Annotated in this window: 10 protein-coding genes; 1 reads left to right on the top strand and 9 read right to left on the bottom strand. The window is 67.9% G+C overall.

Going from position 1 to position 15608, the window contains the following annotated elements; all coding sequences use genetic code 11:
- Positions 1-6: 6 nt before the first annotated feature.
- From HWX09_RS15365 to glnA, 4 genes are all read right to left on the bottom strand, one after another.
- Positions 7-2115, bottom strand: a complete 2109-nt coding sequence (locus HWX09_RS15365) for a prolyl oligopeptidase family serine peptidase (RefSeq protein WP_027784883.1) — start codon at positions 2113-2115, stop codon at positions 7-9.
- 88 nt (positions 2116-2203) lie between these two features.
- A complete protein-coding gene (gene ntrC, locus HWX09_RS15360; RefSeq protein ID WP_027784884.1) occupies positions 2204-3718 on the bottom strand; it encodes a nitrogen regulation protein NR(I) in 1515 nt (504 codons plus the stop codon).
- A 46-nt stretch (positions 3719-3764) separates the two neighbouring features.
- The gene (glnL, locus tag HWX09_RS15355) at positions 3765-4907 is read right to left on the bottom strand and encodes a nitrogen regulation protein NR(II) (RefSeq protein ID WP_027784885.1); all 1143 of its coding nucleotides are present in this window, start codon (positions 4905-4907) and stop codon (positions 3765-3767) included.
- Between the two features lie 160 nt (positions 4908-5067).
- Positions 5068-6483: a type I glutamate--ammonia ligase gene (gene glnA / locus HWX09_RS15350; RefSeq protein ID WP_027784886.1), complete on the bottom strand. Its 1416-nt coding sequence runs from the start codon at positions 6481-6483 to the stop codon at positions 5068-5070.
- A gap of 406 nt (positions 6484-6889) precedes the next feature.
- On the opposite strand from glnA, the gene HWX09_RS15345 reads away from it, so the two are divergent.
- Positions 6890-7354, top strand: a complete 465-nt coding sequence (locus HWX09_RS15345; RefSeq protein WP_027784887.1) for a rhodanese-like domain-containing protein — start codon at positions 6890-6892, stop codon at positions 7352-7354.
- Positions 7355-7470: 116 nt separating this feature from the next.
- Here the strand turns inward: HWX09_RS15345 and HWX09_RS15340 are convergent, their stop codons facing one another.
- The 5 genes from HWX09_RS15340 to hrpA form a co-directional block, all read right to left on the bottom strand.
- Positions 7471-8286, bottom strand: a complete 816-nt coding sequence (locus HWX09_RS15340; protein WP_027784888.1) for a molybdopterin-binding protein — start codon at positions 8284-8286, stop codon at positions 7471-7473.
- Complete coding sequence (locus HWX09_RS15335; RefSeq protein ID WP_027784889.1) at positions 8283-9110, bottom strand: EI24 domain-containing protein; 828 nt, start codon at positions 9108-9110, stop codon at positions 8283-8285. Before HWX09_RS15335 ends, HWX09_RS15340 begins: the two co-directional genes overlap by 4 nt.
- Before the next feature lie 126 nt (positions 9111-9236).
- Entirely contained in the window at positions 9237-10211 is a 975-nt protein-coding gene (locus HWX09_RS15330; protein ID WP_027784890.1) for a sterol desaturase family protein, read from the bottom strand.
- 16 nt (positions 10212-10227) lie between these two features.
- On the bottom strand, positions 10228-11217 hold the full coding sequence (locus HWX09_RS15325; protein ID WP_027784891.1) for a beta-propeller fold lactonase family protein: 990 nt from the start codon (positions 11215-11217) through the stop codon (positions 10228-10230).
- Between the two features lie 179 nt (positions 11218-11396).
- Positions 11397-15596, bottom strand: coding sequence for an ATP-dependent RNA helicase HrpA (gene hrpA, locus HWX09_RS15320; RefSeq protein ID WP_027784892.1), 4200 nt, complete (start codon positions 15594-15596; stop codon positions 11397-11399).
- Positions 15597-15608 lie beyond the last annotated feature (12 nt).

The raw sequence follows: 15608 nt of genomic DNA, 5'->3' as shown, positions 1-15608 counted from the left end.
GCGCGATCAGCGCCGCGCGGGCGCCGGCCCGAGATGGGTCCACAGGAAGCCGAATTCGGCCGCGTCGGACTCGGCGCGTTCCAGATCGTCGGCGCTGCCGTGGCCGCCGTCCGTGTTCTCCCAGTACCACACCCGTTCGTGACCGAGCGCCCGCATGCGCGCAGCCATCTTGCGTGCATGCGCGGGATGCACGCGGTCGTCACGGGTCGACGTCGTCAGCAACAACGGCGGATACACGACACCATCGCGCACCCGGTGATACGGCGAATACGCGGCCAGCGCCGCGCCTTCGCGCGGATCGTCCGGGTCGCCGTATTCGTCGAGCCATGCGGCGCCTGCGTGCAGCTTCGGATAGCGCTGCATGTCGAGCAGCGGCACACGGCACAGCACCGCGCCGAACAGCTCCGGCCGCTGCATCATGCACGCGGCGACCAGCAGTCCGCCGTTGCTGCCGCCCTCGATCCCAAGTTGCGCGGCGGTCGTCACGCCGGTCGCGGCCAGATCCTCGGCAACCGCGATGAAATCGTCGAACGAACGCTGCCGGTGTTCGCGCTGCGCGTCGACGTGCCAGCGCGGCCCGAATTCGCCGCCGCCGCGGATGTGCGCGAACGCCATCACGCCGCCGCGTTCGAGCCAGCCGATGCCGAACGCATCGCTGTAGCCCGGCAGATTCGGAATCGCAAAGCCGCCATAGCCGGACAGCAGGCACGGCCGCGCGACGCGCGCCCCGCCTTCCGGGGCGTCGAGCGCATCGCGCGGCCCGATCAGCGTGTACGGCACCACCGTGCCGTCGCGCGAGCGCGCGCTCGCGCGGCGTACGACGAGCCCGGCGGCGTCAAACTGCACCGGCGGCCGGTCGAGCAGCACGCGGCGCGCGTGCGCATCGTCCGCGCGATCGGCAAGATCGGCCAGCCAGCATTCGGGCGGATCGAGATACGTGTCGACATCGACGTACACCTCGTCGTTCAGCGTCGATTCGACGGGCTCGATGTCGATCTGTGCATCACCTGGCCAGTCGAACGGCCGCGCGTCCCACGTCCACGCACCGTCGTCGGCCTGCCGCGGTTGCCACAGCATCGTGCGGTTGTGCACGTCGTCGAGCCAGCTCGCGATCAGCGTCGTGCGCGTGTGCGTCCACGTACAGGCGGACGTCGTCGGCCGCGGCGCGAACAGCGTCGTGAATTCGCGCGCGCCGGCGAGAAACGCCTGCTCGCGGATCGCGAGCAGCGAGCCGCCCGCGTGGCGCACGCCGTCGCAATCCCAGTCGAGGCGCGGCTCCAGCACGAGCCAGCCTTCCCAGAACCCGACCTCGACATGCGTCGGCACGTCGTAGCGCGCCCATTCGCCCGCCTCCGTCAGCCGGTACGCATGCGCGTCGAAGAAATCGACGCTGCGCCACGCGACGTGGCGGTTGTCGATCGGATCGAAGCCCGCGCCCGCGCTGATGTCGTCGGGTTCGCCGCGAAATACGACGGGCGCATCGGCAAGCGCCGTGCCGCGCACCCAGCGCCGCGCTTCATACGGATAGCCGGCCGCGGTCGCATGCGCTTCGCCGCGATCCCAGCTCACGTAGACGGTGTCGCGATCGATCCAGCCGACCGTGTGATGGCCCGGCTCGTCGATCGTGAAGCCGCCGTCGACGAAACGGCGCTCGACGAGATCGAATTCGCGCACGACGACCGCGTCGGCGCCGCCCGGCGACAGCGACAGCAGCACGCGATCGCCGTCCGGATACAGGATCGCCTCCTGCTCGAACACCCACGACTCGCCCTCTTCGGCGCCGAGCGCGTCGACGTCGAGCAGCGTTTCCCATGCCGGCTGGCCGGCCCGCCAGTCGGCCCAGCGCGTGCGGCGCCACAGTCCCTTCGGATGGAGATCGTCCTGCCACAGGTCGTACGCCCAGTCGCGCCAGCGGGTCGGAATCACCGGGCGTTCGCGCGGCAGATACGCTTTCGCGAGACGCGCGCTCAGCGCGCGATAGGCATCGTCGTCACGCAGTGCGGCGCGCGTGCGCGCATTCTGCTCGTCGACCCACGTGCGGGCACGCTTGCTGTCGAGCGCTTCGAGGAAACGGAACGGGTCGGCCCCGGCGGGCCAGCGGAAGGAATCGGACATTGGGGATCGGCGCGATGGCAAGCTGCATGCAAACCGCGATTATGTCCGATCGCGGCATGCGCGGGCCCGCGCATGCCGCGAATCGTGCTCAGGGCTCCAGATGGAGTTCCTGGATCTTGCGCGTGATCGTGTTGCGGCCGATGCCGAGCCGCTCCGCGGCCTCGACCTTGCGGCCGCGCGTGAAATCGAGCGCCTCGCGGATCACGGCCGCCTCGAAGCGGCGCGCGAGCTCGTCCATCACGTCGGCCGAGTTCTCGCGCAACAACCGCGCGACTTCGGTGCGAAGCCCGTGTTCCCACAGCGGGTAGCCGGCCGGCGCGCTGCCGTTCGCCGCACTCGCGACCGGCGCGGCGGCGACCGGCGTTGCACCGATCGCGGCAGGCGCCGCCGCGTGGCCGCCGCTGCCGTGTACGTCCGCGCCGTCGCCCGACGCGACGACCGGCGCCCCGGCCGGCACGAGATCGGGCGGCAAGTCCTTGATCTCGACCGTCTGCGCGGGCGCCATCACGGTCAACCAGTTCGCGAGATTCTCGAGCTGCCGCACGTTGCCGGGAAACGGCAGCGACGAGAGATACGCGAGCGCGTCGTCCGACACGCGCTTCGGCTCGACGCCGAGATCGCGTGCGCTCTTCTGCAGGAAGTGGCGCGTGAGCAGCGCGATGTCCTCGCTGCGTTCGCGCAGCGGCGGCAGGCGCAGCCGGATCACGTTGAGCCGGTGGTAAAGGTCCTCGCGGAACAGCCCCTGCCGCACGCGCGACTCGAGATTCTGGTGCGTCGCGGCGATCACGCGCACGTTCGCGCGCAGCGGGTTGTGGCCGCCGACCCGATAGAACTGCCCGTCCGACAGCACGCGCAACAGGCGCGTCTGCAGGTCGAACGGCATGTCGCCGATTTCGTCGAGGAACAGCGTGCCGTTCTCGGCCTGCTCGAAGCGGCCCTGCCGCGTCGTCTGCGCGCCGGTGAACGCGCCGCGCTCGTGGCCGAACAGCTCGGATTCGAGCAGATCCTTCGGAATCGCCGCCGTGTTCAGCGCGATGAACGGCCCGTTGGCGCGCGGGCTGTGACGGTGCAGCGCCCGTGCGACGAGCTCCTTGCCGGTGCCCGACTCGCCGGTGATCAGCACGGTCGCGGCCGAATGCGACAGCCGGCCGATCGCACGGAACATGTCCTGCATCGCGGGCGCCTGCCCGAGCATCTCGGGCGCCTCGGTTACGCGCTCGTCCTGCGGCACGCCGCCGCGCAGGCTTTCTTCCACCGCGCGGCGGATCAGCTCGACCGCCTTGTCGACGTCGAACGGCTTCGCGAGGTATTCGAACGCGCCGCCCTGGAACGCCGCGACGGCGCTGTCGAGATCGGAGAACGCCGTCATGATGATGACGGGCAGGCCCGGCAGCCGCTCGTGCATCGCCTGCAGCAACTCGAGGCCCGAGCCGCCCGGCATCCGGATGTCGGACACGAGTACCTGCGGCGTCTCGTGGTCGAGCGCGGCCAGCGCGTCGCGCACGTTCGCGAAACTCTTCGTCGCGAAGCTGTCCCGGGCGAGTGCCTTTTCAAGCACCCAGCGGATCGATTGGTCGTCGTCTACTATCCAGATCGGCTTCATAGGTCGGTCAGATATGGGGAAATCCGGTGAATCGCACTGTCGCCGCTCAATGGTCGAGCGGCAGCAGAATCTGAAATTCGGTACGTCCGGGCCGGCTTTCGACCTCGATCATCCCGTCGTGTTGCTGCACGAACGTCTGCGCGAGCGTGAGGCCGAGGCCGCTGCCGTCGTCGCGTCCGGACACGAGCGGGTAGAAGATCCGGTCGCGGATCTCTTCCGGAATGCCGGGCCCGTTGTCGATCACGTGCAAGTCCAGTGCCAGCCGGTACAGGCGCTTGGCGATCGTCACCTTGCGCGCGATGCGCGTGCGCAGCTCGATCCTCGCGTCGCCCTGCGCGATCCGTTCGCGCAGCGCCTGCGCGGCATTGCGCACGATGTTCAGCAGCGCCTGGATCAACTGCTCCTTGTCGCCGCGCAGGTCCGGCACGCTCACGTCGTAATCGCGCTCGATCGTGAGCCCGCGCGGGAATTCCGCGAGCATCACCGCGCGTACGCGTTCGCACACTTCGTGAATGTTCACGTCGCCGACGATATGCGGATGCCGGTGCGGCTCCAGCAACCGGTCGACGAGCGTCTGCAGGCGGTCGGACTCCTTGATGATCACCTGCGTGTATTCGCGCAACTCGCCGCGCTCGCGCTCGCCCAGTTCGAATTCGAGCAGCTGGGCCGCGCCGCGAATGCCGCCGAGCGGATTCTTGATCTCGTGCGCGAGGTTGCGGATCAGTTGCTTGTTGACCGCGGTCAGGTCGTGGATGCGCTCTTCCCGATCGGTGCGCGACTGCCGTTCGTTCTCGAACAGCTCGACGAGCACGAAATCGGGCGCGGTCTCGATGAAGCCGACGATCGCGTGCACATGCAGCGGTTCACGGCCGGGCCGGTCGAGCACGGTATCGAGGTGCGTCGCGTGAAAGCGCTCCTCGCCGATCGCGGTGATCGTCGACGCAAGCTCGTTCGCGTTCGGGAAAATCTCGCCCCACGGCCGCTGCGCGAGCTGCCGCCGCGAGATGTCGAGCATCGCTTCCGCGGACGGGTTCGCGAACGCGATCCGCAGCGTCTTGCGGTCGAGCACGATCACGACCGTCGGCAGCGCCTCGAGCCCCGCCAGCAGACCCGAGCGCGAAAGCCGCTCGTCGTCCGTCAGTCGTTCGGGCTGCCCCGTTTTCGCCTTGATCAGATTCTTCAGAACCATCTGCGTGCTTGTCGCGCCTCACCGGGCCAGAAAATGAAAATCGTCGGAACAAAAAAGGGACGGCCGGACGCCGTCCCCTTCAGACTCCGCCGTTCCCGCCGCACGCCGCGCGACGGGAACGAACCGGCATGACGGCGCTGAATCGAAGCGCCATCGCCGATTAGAGCGAGTAGTACATCTCGAACTCGATCGGGTGCGTCGTCATGCGGAACTTCGCCAGCTCCTGCTCCTTCAGCGCGAGATACGCGTCCAGCATGCTGTCCGTGAACACGCCGCCGCGCGTCAGGAACTCGCGATCCTTGTCGAGCGCCTCGAGTGCCTGGTCGAGGCCCGCGCACACGGTCGGGATCTTTGCATCTTCTTCCGGCGGCAGGTCGTACAGGTTCTTGTCCGCTGCTTCGCCCGGATGGATCTTGTTCTGGATCCCGTCGAGGCCGGCCATCATCAGCGCCGTGAAGCACAGGTACGGGTTCGCCATCGGATCCGGGAAGCGCGTTTCGATACGGCGGCCCTTCGGGTTCGACACGTGCGGAATGCGGATCGATGCCGAGCGGTTGCGCGCCGAGTAAGCGAGCTTGACCGGTGCCTCGAAGTGCGGGACCAGACGCTTGTACGAGTTCGTCGTCGGGTTCGTGATCGCGTTCAGTGCACGGGCGTGCTTGATGATGCCGCCGATGTAGAACAGCGCCAGTTCCGACAGGCCGGCGTAGCCGTTGCCCGCGAACAGGTTCTGACCGTCCTTCCAGATCGACTGGTGAACGTGCATGCCCGAACCGTTGTCGCCGACGACCGGCTTCGGCATGAACGTCGCCGTCTTGCCGTACGAGTGCGCGACGTTATGGATGATGTACTTCGACCATTGCGTCCAGTCGGCGCGCTGCACGAGCGTCGAGAACTTCGTGCCGATTTCGTTCTGGCCCTGGCCCGCCACTTCGTGGTGGTGCACTTCGACCGGAATGCCGAGCTGTTCGAGCAGCAGGCACATTTCCGAACGCATGTCCTGGAACGTGTCGACCGGCGCGACCGGGAAGTAGCCGCCCTTCGTGCCCGGACGGTGGCCCGTGTTGCCGCCTTCGAATTCCTTGCCGGCCGACCACGGTGCTTCTTCCGAGTTGATCTTCACGAAGCAGCCCGACATGTCCGTGTTCCACTGGACCGAGTCGAAAATGAAGAATTCCGGTTCCGGACCGAAGAAAGCCGTGTCGCCGATGCCCGTGCTCTTCAGGTACGCTTCGCCGCGCTTCGCGAGCGAACGCGGATCGCGCTCGTAGCCCTTGCCGTCGGCCGGTTCGACCACGTCGCAGGTCAGCACGAGGGTGGACTCTTCATAGAACGGATCGACGAAGGCAGCGCTCGGGTCCGGCATGAGCAGCATGTCCGACGCCTCGATGCCCTTCCAGCCCGCGATCGACGAACCGTCGAATGCATGACCGCTCTCGAACTTGTCTTCGTCAAACGCCGAAACCGGCACCGACACGTGCTGTTCCTTGCCGCGCGTATCCGTGAAGCGGAAATCGACAAACTTGACGTCCTCGTCCTTCACGAGCTGCATGACGTCGGCGACGGTTTTACTCATAACCTCTTCTCCTGATTGAACAATTCCGGCGGACTGGGAACCGCCTCGTTTATCGAGCTGACCGGGGTCTTGCTTTGGCGCAGCGCGCCCCGATTCGACCGAATTCTATTTAGCAGCTTCCGTGCCACCTTGACGCAGGAGCGGCGCGAATCGCGCCGAGGCTCGCCACGACGGGGCTGGGCTGCGCGATTCCGGGGCTTGGCGGCGCACCGGCCGCTCCCCGCAAGCACCGCCATGGTGCAATTCCCACCGCCTATCGCACCCGCCGTTTCACTTTGGTGCATCCGTGTCATTCTGCACCTTTCTGGTGAACGCGTGTACGACGCACGCACCGTGCCGCATGCGGACATCCGTGCCGCGACGCCGCGCTAGAATGATCGTTTGACCGATACGGAGACTCCCTGCCATGAGTACGCTCGACCAGCTTTACGCGAAGGCCGACGAACGCCGCGCACAAGGCGCGCTCAACTACGCCGGCGCGCTGCTGCCGGTCGAGGCATTCGAACTGCTGCAGCTCGACCCGTCGGCGCGCCTCGTCGACGTGCGCACGCGCGCCGAGCTCGACTGGATCGGCCGCCCGCTCGTCGGCGACGGCCAGTACCTGCACCTCGAATGGACACGCTACCCGGGCGGCGTGCCGAACGCCGAATTCGTCAACGAACTGAAGGCGGCCCTCCCGGCCGATACGCCCATCCTGTTCCTGTGCCGCAGCGCCGCACGCTCGAAGCTTGCCGCGGTCGCGTCCGCGCAGGCGGGCTACACGAAGGCGTTCGACCTGCTCGAAGGCTTCGAGGGCGCGAAGGACGCCGAAGGCCACCGCAAGACGGTCGACGGCTGGTGCTTCCGCAAACTGCCGTGGATCGGCGCCTGACGGCGCGCCGGGCCTGCCGGTTGCGACAGCCTCATCGTCGAGCCGGGCGATGACATGCCGATGACGGGCCGCGTTGCACGGCCCGTTGCTTTTGGTGCGGCAGCGTTGCAGGCCGCTCAGGCGCGCGGCGTATCGGGCTCGACGACGTCGCCGCCGAGCAGGTGCACGCCTTCGCGCAGCTTCACGAACGCGGCCGCGACCGCTTCCGGCTCGCCCTTCACGCCGAGATCGATGTGACGGCGCGCGTAGATGCCGCCGCGCTCCGCGTCGCCGACGCTCGGCAGGCTGAACACGCGCACGCCCGGGAAATCACGCTCGATCTTCTCCATCAGCGGCGTGAGCGTCGATTCCGGCAGCTCGAATACGTACAGCGAACGCTCCGCATGCGGCGTCGCGTGATGCAGATGCGCGTACTTCGTATCGAGCACCCATTCGATCATCGGCCACGCCATCACCGGGAAGCCCGGCACGAAATGGAGATGGCCGACCGAGAAGCCGGGAATCCGGTTATAGCCGTTCGGGATGATCGTCGAGCCGGCCGGGAACACGCCCATGTTGAAGCGGTGCTGGTTTTCCGGCGATTCGAAATCGACCGGCGTGGCCGGATCGGCGTGCGTCTCGCGGATCCGCTCCGCGATCAGCGCCTTCGCGTCCGGATGCAGCTCGAGCGGCACGCCGAGCGCGGCGGCCGCGCACTGGCGCGTATGGTCGTCCGGCGTCGCGCCGATCCCGCCCGTCGAGAACACGATGTCGCCCGACGCGATCGCGCGCGCGAGCGTCGCCGTGATGCGCGCCGGATCGTCGCCGACGTATTCGGCCCAGTCGAGCGCGAGGCCGCGCGCGCCGAGCAGCTCGATGACCTTCGCCAGATGCTTGTCCTGCCGGCGACCCGAAAGGATTTCGTCGCCGATGATGACGATGCCGATACTCATGCCTGCCCCATGTCGATTGCGGTGGCGCGCGTACTCGCGCGCAGATCTTCCAGCGCGCGCAGGCAATAGTGCCCGAACCACAGCGCCGAGAAGACGAGGATGAAAGCGTAAACCCAGATCATGGCGGCCGCGACGAACGGGAACAGCACCATCATCCAGACCGACGAGACCCACACGAAGGTCGGCACGGTGCCGAGCAGCCCGGTCGCGACGCCGATGCCGATCAGCGGCCAGCGGTGCCGGCGCACGAGCGCGCGGCGCTCGTCGCGGCTCGCGTGCAGCGCGAGCGCATCGTAGGTCATCACCCGATACGTGAGCCAGCCCCAGATCACCGGCGGCAGCAGCGCGAAGAACGGCGGAATCAGCCACAGCGGGATCGTGACGACGAGCAGCACGACGCCGACGAGCGCGGCGCCGAGCGAATTGAACACGCTGCCGAAGAAGGTGCCGCCCCGCTTCGCCTCGAGCGCCGCGAACTGCCGGTTCGACAGGTGCTTGATCACGACCGGCATCGAGATCGTCGCGATCAGCAGCAGCACGGTCAGCACGATCAGCGGAATGGCGAGCGACACGACCACGAACGGCGCGACGACCGCATGCAGCTGCGACATGCCGATCGCATCGAACGCGCGATACAGCCCGGCCGTCAGCACGAAGCCGTCGAGCGCGCCGCGCGCGAGGTCCAGCAGGGTCTGCCACGAGAACCACAGCACGGCGCCCCACAGCAGCGCCGACACGACGAACGGCATCAGGGTGAGCCACAGCATGCGCGGGTGCAGCGCGCTGGCGAGCGCCCGGACGAAGGAACGCAGCAAGTCGTTCATGCGAGCCTATGGAGTCTTGATTGACGGAGAAAAACGGGGAAAGGATAAACCACACGGCCCGCATGCGCCAAAGCGCATGCGGGCCGTGTGGAAGCGTCGTTCAACGGGAGAATGGACGGATCGGGATCAGGCCGACGCCGCGCCGCGCTTCGCGGGAAACAGGCGCCGGAAGATCCGCACGACCGCCAGGCCGTGCTGCGACCAGAAGCCGTCGCCATAGGACACGCCCTCGACCTGCTCGCGGATGCCGGTCGGCTCGACCGTGCGGTTCCACGACGCGGTGCCGAACATCATGTCCCACCACGGGAACAGCACGCCGAAGTTGCAGCCGTACTTGGTGCCTTCGTGGCCGTAGCCGACCGCATGGTGCCGGCGGTGGAAGATCGGGCTGACGAGCAGGCGCTCGCCGATGCGGCCGTACGACAGCCGCGCATTCGTATGCTGGATGCTCTGCAGGAAGTTGGTGACCGCGGTCAGCACGACGAACTGCGACGGCGTCACGCCGATCACGAGCGCGATCGCCGCGAAGAAGCACGACTGAAGCACGTCGTCGAGCAGGTGGTTGCGGTCGTCGCACCACAGCGACATCTGCCGCTGGCTGTGATGGACCGCGTGCAGCTCCCACCAGACGCCGAACTTGTGCTGCCAGCGGTGATACCAGTAGCCGGCGAAGTCGAGCACGACGAGGTAGATCGCGAATGCGACGATCGGCTGCGAGGTCACGCCCGGCCACAGATAGTCGAGGTTGACGTTCGCGACGCCATGCAGGTGCAGCCAAGCCTGGAAGCTGTCGAACACCGGCTGCAGCGCGAAGAAGAAGAACAGCGTGTAGACGCCGAGCTTCGAGATCGCCGTGTAGATCACGTCGACCCGCACCGCGCGGCGGTTCTTCCAGCGTTCGACCGGCAGCAGCGCCTCGAGCGGGCGCAGCAGCGCGAACATCAGCACCATCTGCAGCGCGCCGATGATCACCCAGTACAGCGCGTCGTAGGTGTCCTCGTCATAGTCCATCAGGTTGAACTTGAAGAGGAGCGGCTGCACGACGTCGACGTACAGCCAGGTCTGGATGTCCGACACGAACGCATCGATCAGGTGCAGCATCGCTCGCCTCCGCCCGTCACGCGCCGTTCGCCGCCTTCCACGGCGCGCGGTCGTAGAAGTAGATGCCGTGCGGCGAGCGGCCGACGGCGATCGTCTGCACCAGCTTGCGCGAGGCCAGATCGATGATCCCGACCTTCTTCGCGAAGCGGAACGTCACCCACAGCGTCTTCTTGTCGGCGGACAGCTCCATGTCGTCGGGGCCCGGCAGCAGGCCGGTGATGTCGCCGACGTTGGTGAGCGTGTTCTCGTCGAGAATGCTGATCGTGTTCGCGACGCGGTTCGTGACCGCGACGTGCGTGCCGTCGGCGAGCGAGCGGAAGTTGTGCGCGCCCTTGCCCGTGTAGATCTGCTTGACGACCTTCTGGTTGCGCCAGTCGACGACCGCGACGTAATCCGCGCCGGTCATCCCGACCAGCAGGAATTTGTCGTCCGGCGTGAGCCACAGGCCGGCCGGCACCTTGCCGACCTTCATCTTCCACTTGACCGTCTGCGTCGGCAGGTCGATCGCCGCGATCTCGCCGGACACCTGCAGCGACACGAGCAGCGTCTTGCTGTCCTTCGTGAACGCGAGGTGGCTCGGCATCACCGCGAGCGGCACGCGCTTCACGAGGCGCAGGTCGCGGCCGTCGTAGCCGTAGATGTCGACGCGGTCGAGCCGCAGGCCGGCCGCCGCGAACCATTTGCGGTCGGGCGAGAAGCCGAGCTGGTAAGGATCGTCGATCCCTTCGACGGTGCGCTGCAGCTTGCCCGTCTTCGGATCGAGGAACATCAGGCTGTTCGAGACCGAATTCGCGACGATCAGCGACCCATTGTCGGGCGTCGCCATCAAATGGTGCGGTTCCTTGCCGGTCGGCATCGTGGAAACGACTTCGCGGGTCTGCTGGTCGATCAGGGAAAGCGTCGCTTCGGCCGAATTGAGGACGATCACGTTATTCGCGTGTGCGGCGGGCGCCAGCACGGCGGCGGCCAGCGCAAGCGTGCGGCCGAAGGAAAGGAAAGTGCGCATGAAGACTCACGTCGTGGAACAGCAGTCATTGTAGAACGTTCGGCGGGCCCCTCCGGTTGACCCATGCCGGTATTGCGCCACTTCGACGCACGCCCTGCCTGCCGGACGAGCTGCCGCGGCAGGCGCCGCGGTGCAGGCCCCGGGCGGGCGCCGGTGCGGGCCGGCAAACCGATGTCGCGCTAGCGCTGCATCGACTCCCAGACCTTGTGCAGACGCTTGACAGAGACCGGCATCGGCGTGCGCAGTTCCTGCGCGAACAGCGAAATCCGCAATTCCTCGAGCAGCCAGCGGAATTCCGCGAGCCGCGCATCGGCGACGCCGCCGCGCTGCGACACCGCGCGCTGGTACTGCTGGGCGAGCGGCAGCAGCTCGGCCGACTGCTTCGCGTCGCGCGCGGGGTCGGCCTTCAGCTTGTCGATCCGCAGCGCGATGCCCTTCAGATAGCGCGGGAAATGCGCAAGCTGCGTGTAAGGCGTGTCGATCACGAAGCGCTTGCCGACCAGCGCGGTCAATTGCTGCTGCAGGTCCGCATGGGCCTGCGCGAACGGCTTCGCCTGCGCGAGCTTCTTCACGAGGCCCGCGTATTCGGCCAGGATCTGCCCGACGAGCCGCGCGATTTCCTGCGCGAGCAGGTTCAGGCGGCTGCGGCCCTCGTCGCGGCGCGCGTGGAAGCTCGCGTCGTCGTCGGGCAGCGGGTCCTGCAGGCACGCGCGGTCGAGCGCCGTGTCGATCAGCTGGTCGCGCAACTCGTCCTGCGTGCCGAGCGACATGTACTGCATCGCCATCTCGCGCAGGCCCGGCAGGTTCTTTTCCAGGAACTTGATCGGCTCCTTCAACTGCAGCGCGAAAAGGCGCCGCAAGCCGGCCCGGTGGATGCGCGCGGCCTCCTCCGGCGAATCGAACACCTCGACGTCGCAATGCGTGCCGCGATCGACGAGCGCCGGATAGCCGTACAGCGTCTGGCCGCGCCGGCGGATTTCGAGCAGCTCGGGCAGCTTGCCGAAATTCCACGTCGTCAGGTTCTCGTACAGCGCCGTCGCGCCGGTTTCCGCCGGGGCGGCCGTCTGCGGCGCCGCGCCCTTGCCGGCCTTCGCGCCGCGGCCGGCGGCACCGGCCGTGGCGGCAGCCGCCGGCGCCTGGCCGCCTGCCTGACCGGCCTCGGCATCGCCGCCGGTCGCGATCGTCGACGCCGCCGCGATCTTCTGGAATTGCTGCTGCGCCTGCGCGCCCAGCTCCTGGCGAAGCTGCGCGAGATTGCGCCCCATCGCGAGCTGACGGCCGTGCTCGTCGATCACCTTGAAATTCATGAACAGGTGCGCGGGCAGCGTCTCGAGCTTGAAGTCGGCCGTCTTCATCGCGACCTGCGTCTCGCCGCGCACGTCGGCGATCAGCGCCTCGACGAGGCCGCCCGCGCCGAAGCGCTCGCGACCCATCCGCTCGACGAAGCCGGCCGCGTACTCGGGCAGCGGCACGCAATGCCGGCGCAGCTTCTGCGGCAGCGACTTCAGCAGCAGTTGCACCTTTTCCTTGAGCATCCCCGGCACGAGCCATTCGCAGCGGCGCGCGTCGACCTGGTTCAGCGCGAAGAGCGGCACCGCGAGCGTCACGCCGTCGCGCGGCGTGCCGGGCTCGAAGTGGTACGTGAGCGCCATCTCGACGCCGGCCATCGTCGCGCGCTTCGGGAACAGCTCGGTCGTCACGCCGGCCGCCTCGTGGCGCATCAGGTCGTCGCGCGACAGGTACAGCAGCCGCTGCTTGTCCTCCGCCTGCCCGCCCTTCCTCACCTCGTCGCGATACCAGCGCTCGAACGCGGCGCCCGTGTGAATGCCTTCCGGAATCGCCTGGTCGTAGTACGCGTAGATCAGCTCGTCGTCGACCAGTACGTCCTGCCGGCGCGACTTGTGCTCGAGCTGCTCGATGTCGGCCAGCAGCTTGCGGTTGTGCGCGAAGAACGCGAGCTTCGTGTCGAACTCGCCTTCGACCAGCGCGCCGCGGATGAACAGCTCGCGCGCGCGCGCCGGGTCCTGCTTGCCGAACGCGACGCGCCGCCGGTGGTAGATCGGCAGCCCGTACAGCGTCGCGCGCTCGAATGCGCTGACCTGCGCCGGACGCTTTTCCCAGTGCGGTTCCGACAGCGATTTCTTCAGCAGATGCGCGCCGATCTTCTCGACCCACTCGGGCTCGATCTTCGCGAGGCAGCGCGCGTACAGCCGGCTCGTCTCGACGAGTTCGGCCGCCATCACCCAGCGGCCGGCCTTCTTCGCGAGCGCGGAGCCCGGCCACAGGTAGAACTTGATGCCGCGCGCGCCGAGGTAATGCGGATCGTCGTCGGCCTTCATCCCGAGGTTGCCCAGCAGCCCCGTCAACAGGGCCAGATGGATCTGCTCGTAGGTGGCCTCGACTTCGTTGAGCCGCCAGCCGTGCTCGCGCACGACCGTCAGCAGCTGCGAATGGACGTCGCGCCATTCGCGCAGCCGCAGATGCGACAGGAAGTTCTGCCGGCACGCGTCGACGAGCTGGCGATTCGACTTCTTGTGCGCGACGGCCTCCTCGAACCACGCCCAGATCTTCAGCCACTGCAGGAATTCGGAGCGCTCGTCGGCGAACCGGCGGTGCGCCTGGTCGGCCTGCTCCTGCGCTTCGATCGGGCGATCACGCGGGTCCTGCACGGACAGCGCGCTCGCGATGATCAGCACCTCGCGCAGCGACTGCTGGTCGCGCGCGGCGAGAATCATCCGGCCGACGCGCGGGTCGAGCGGCAGCCGCGCGAGTTCGCGGCCGAGCGGCGTCAGCGCGTTGTCGTCGTCGACCGCGCCGAGTTCGTTGAGCAGCTGGTAACCGTCCGCGATCGCGCGGCCCGGCGGCGGTTCGAGGAACGGGAACGATTCGATCGCCGTCAGGTGCAGCGACTTCATCCGCAGGATCACCGACGCGAGCGACGAGCGCAGGATTTCCGGGTCGGTGAAACGCGCCCGCGCCTGGTAGTCGCTTTCCTCGTACAAACGGATGCAGATGCCGTCCGCGACGCGGCCGCAGCGGCCCGCGCGCTGGTTCGCGGCCGCCTGCGAGATCGACTCGACCTGCAGCTGCTCGACCTTGTTCCGGTACGAATAGCGCTTCACGCGCGCGAGGCCGGTGTCGACGACGTAGCGGATGCCCGGCACCGTCAGCGAGGTTTCGGCCACGTTGGTCGCGAGCACGATCCGGCGCGCGTTCGACGCCTTGAAGACCTTGTCCTGGTCGGCCGCCGAAAGCCGCGCGAACAGCGGCAGGATCTCGGTGTGCGGCGGATGGTGCTTGCGCAGCGCCTCGGCCGCCTCGCGGATCTCGCGCTCGCCGGGCAGGAACACCAGCACGTCGCCGGGGCCTTCGCGGCACAGCTCGTCGACCGCGTCGACGATCGCGTCCATCAGGTCGCGCTCGGCTTCGCGCGCGGTCTTCACGCGATCGCGGCCGCCCGTGCCCTCGGCGTTCTTCACCGCCGGGCGATCCTCGGCCACCGGGCGGTAGCGCATCTCGACCGGATACAGCCGCCCGCTCACCTCGATCACGGGCGCCGGGCGCGCGTCGGTGCCGAAATGGCGCGCGAAGCGGTCGGCGTCGATCGTCGCGGACGTGACGATCAGCTTCAGGTCCGGCCGCCTCGGCAGGATTTCCTTCAGATAGCCGAGCAGGAAGTCGATGTTCAGGCTGCGCTCGTGCGCCTCGTCGATGATCAGCGTGTCGTACGCCTTCAGCAGCGGATCGGTCTGCGTCTCGGCGAGCAGGATGCCGTCCGTCATCAGCTTGACGGACGCGCCCGGCGCGAGATTGTCGGTAAAGCGCACCTTGTAGCCGACCACCTCGCCGAACGGCGTGCCGAGTTCCTCGGCGATCCGGCGGCCGGTCGACGACGCGGCGAGCCGGCGCGGCTGCGTATGGCCGATCAGGCCCGTGCCGCCGGCGCCGAGGCCGCGGCCGAGATCGAGACAGATCTTCGGCAACTGCGTGGTCTTGCCCGAGCCGGTTTCGCCGCAGACGATGACGACCTGATGACCGGCGATCGCACGCGCGATTTCGTCGCGCTTGCCCGACACGGGCAGGCTTTCCGGGTACGTGATCGGCGGAACGGGATTCGGCGGGACGGCGGCGCGCGGCGCACGCTCGCGGCGCGGGGCCCGCTCGCCCGTCGGCTGCGGCGCACCCTTCGCGGCCGACTGCCGCGCGTCGCCGCGCCGTTCGTCGTTGCGCGGCGCGTGTGCCGGCGTGCCCGCCGGCTTCTCCTGCTGCTGGCGCTGCGGCTGGCCCGGCTGCTCGCGCGCATCGGCCGCACCGTCCGGGTGCTTCGCCGACGGCGTATTGGCCCGCGTCGGCGCGGGACTTTTAGAAACATTCGACATGGGGGCGCATTA

Source organism: Burkholderia sp. BCC1208 (assembly GCF_902833095.1).
GTDB lineage: Bacteria > Pseudomonadota > Gammaproteobacteria > Burkholderiales > Burkholderiaceae > Burkholderia.
This window is presented reverse-complemented; position numbering and strand designations above follow the sequence as displayed.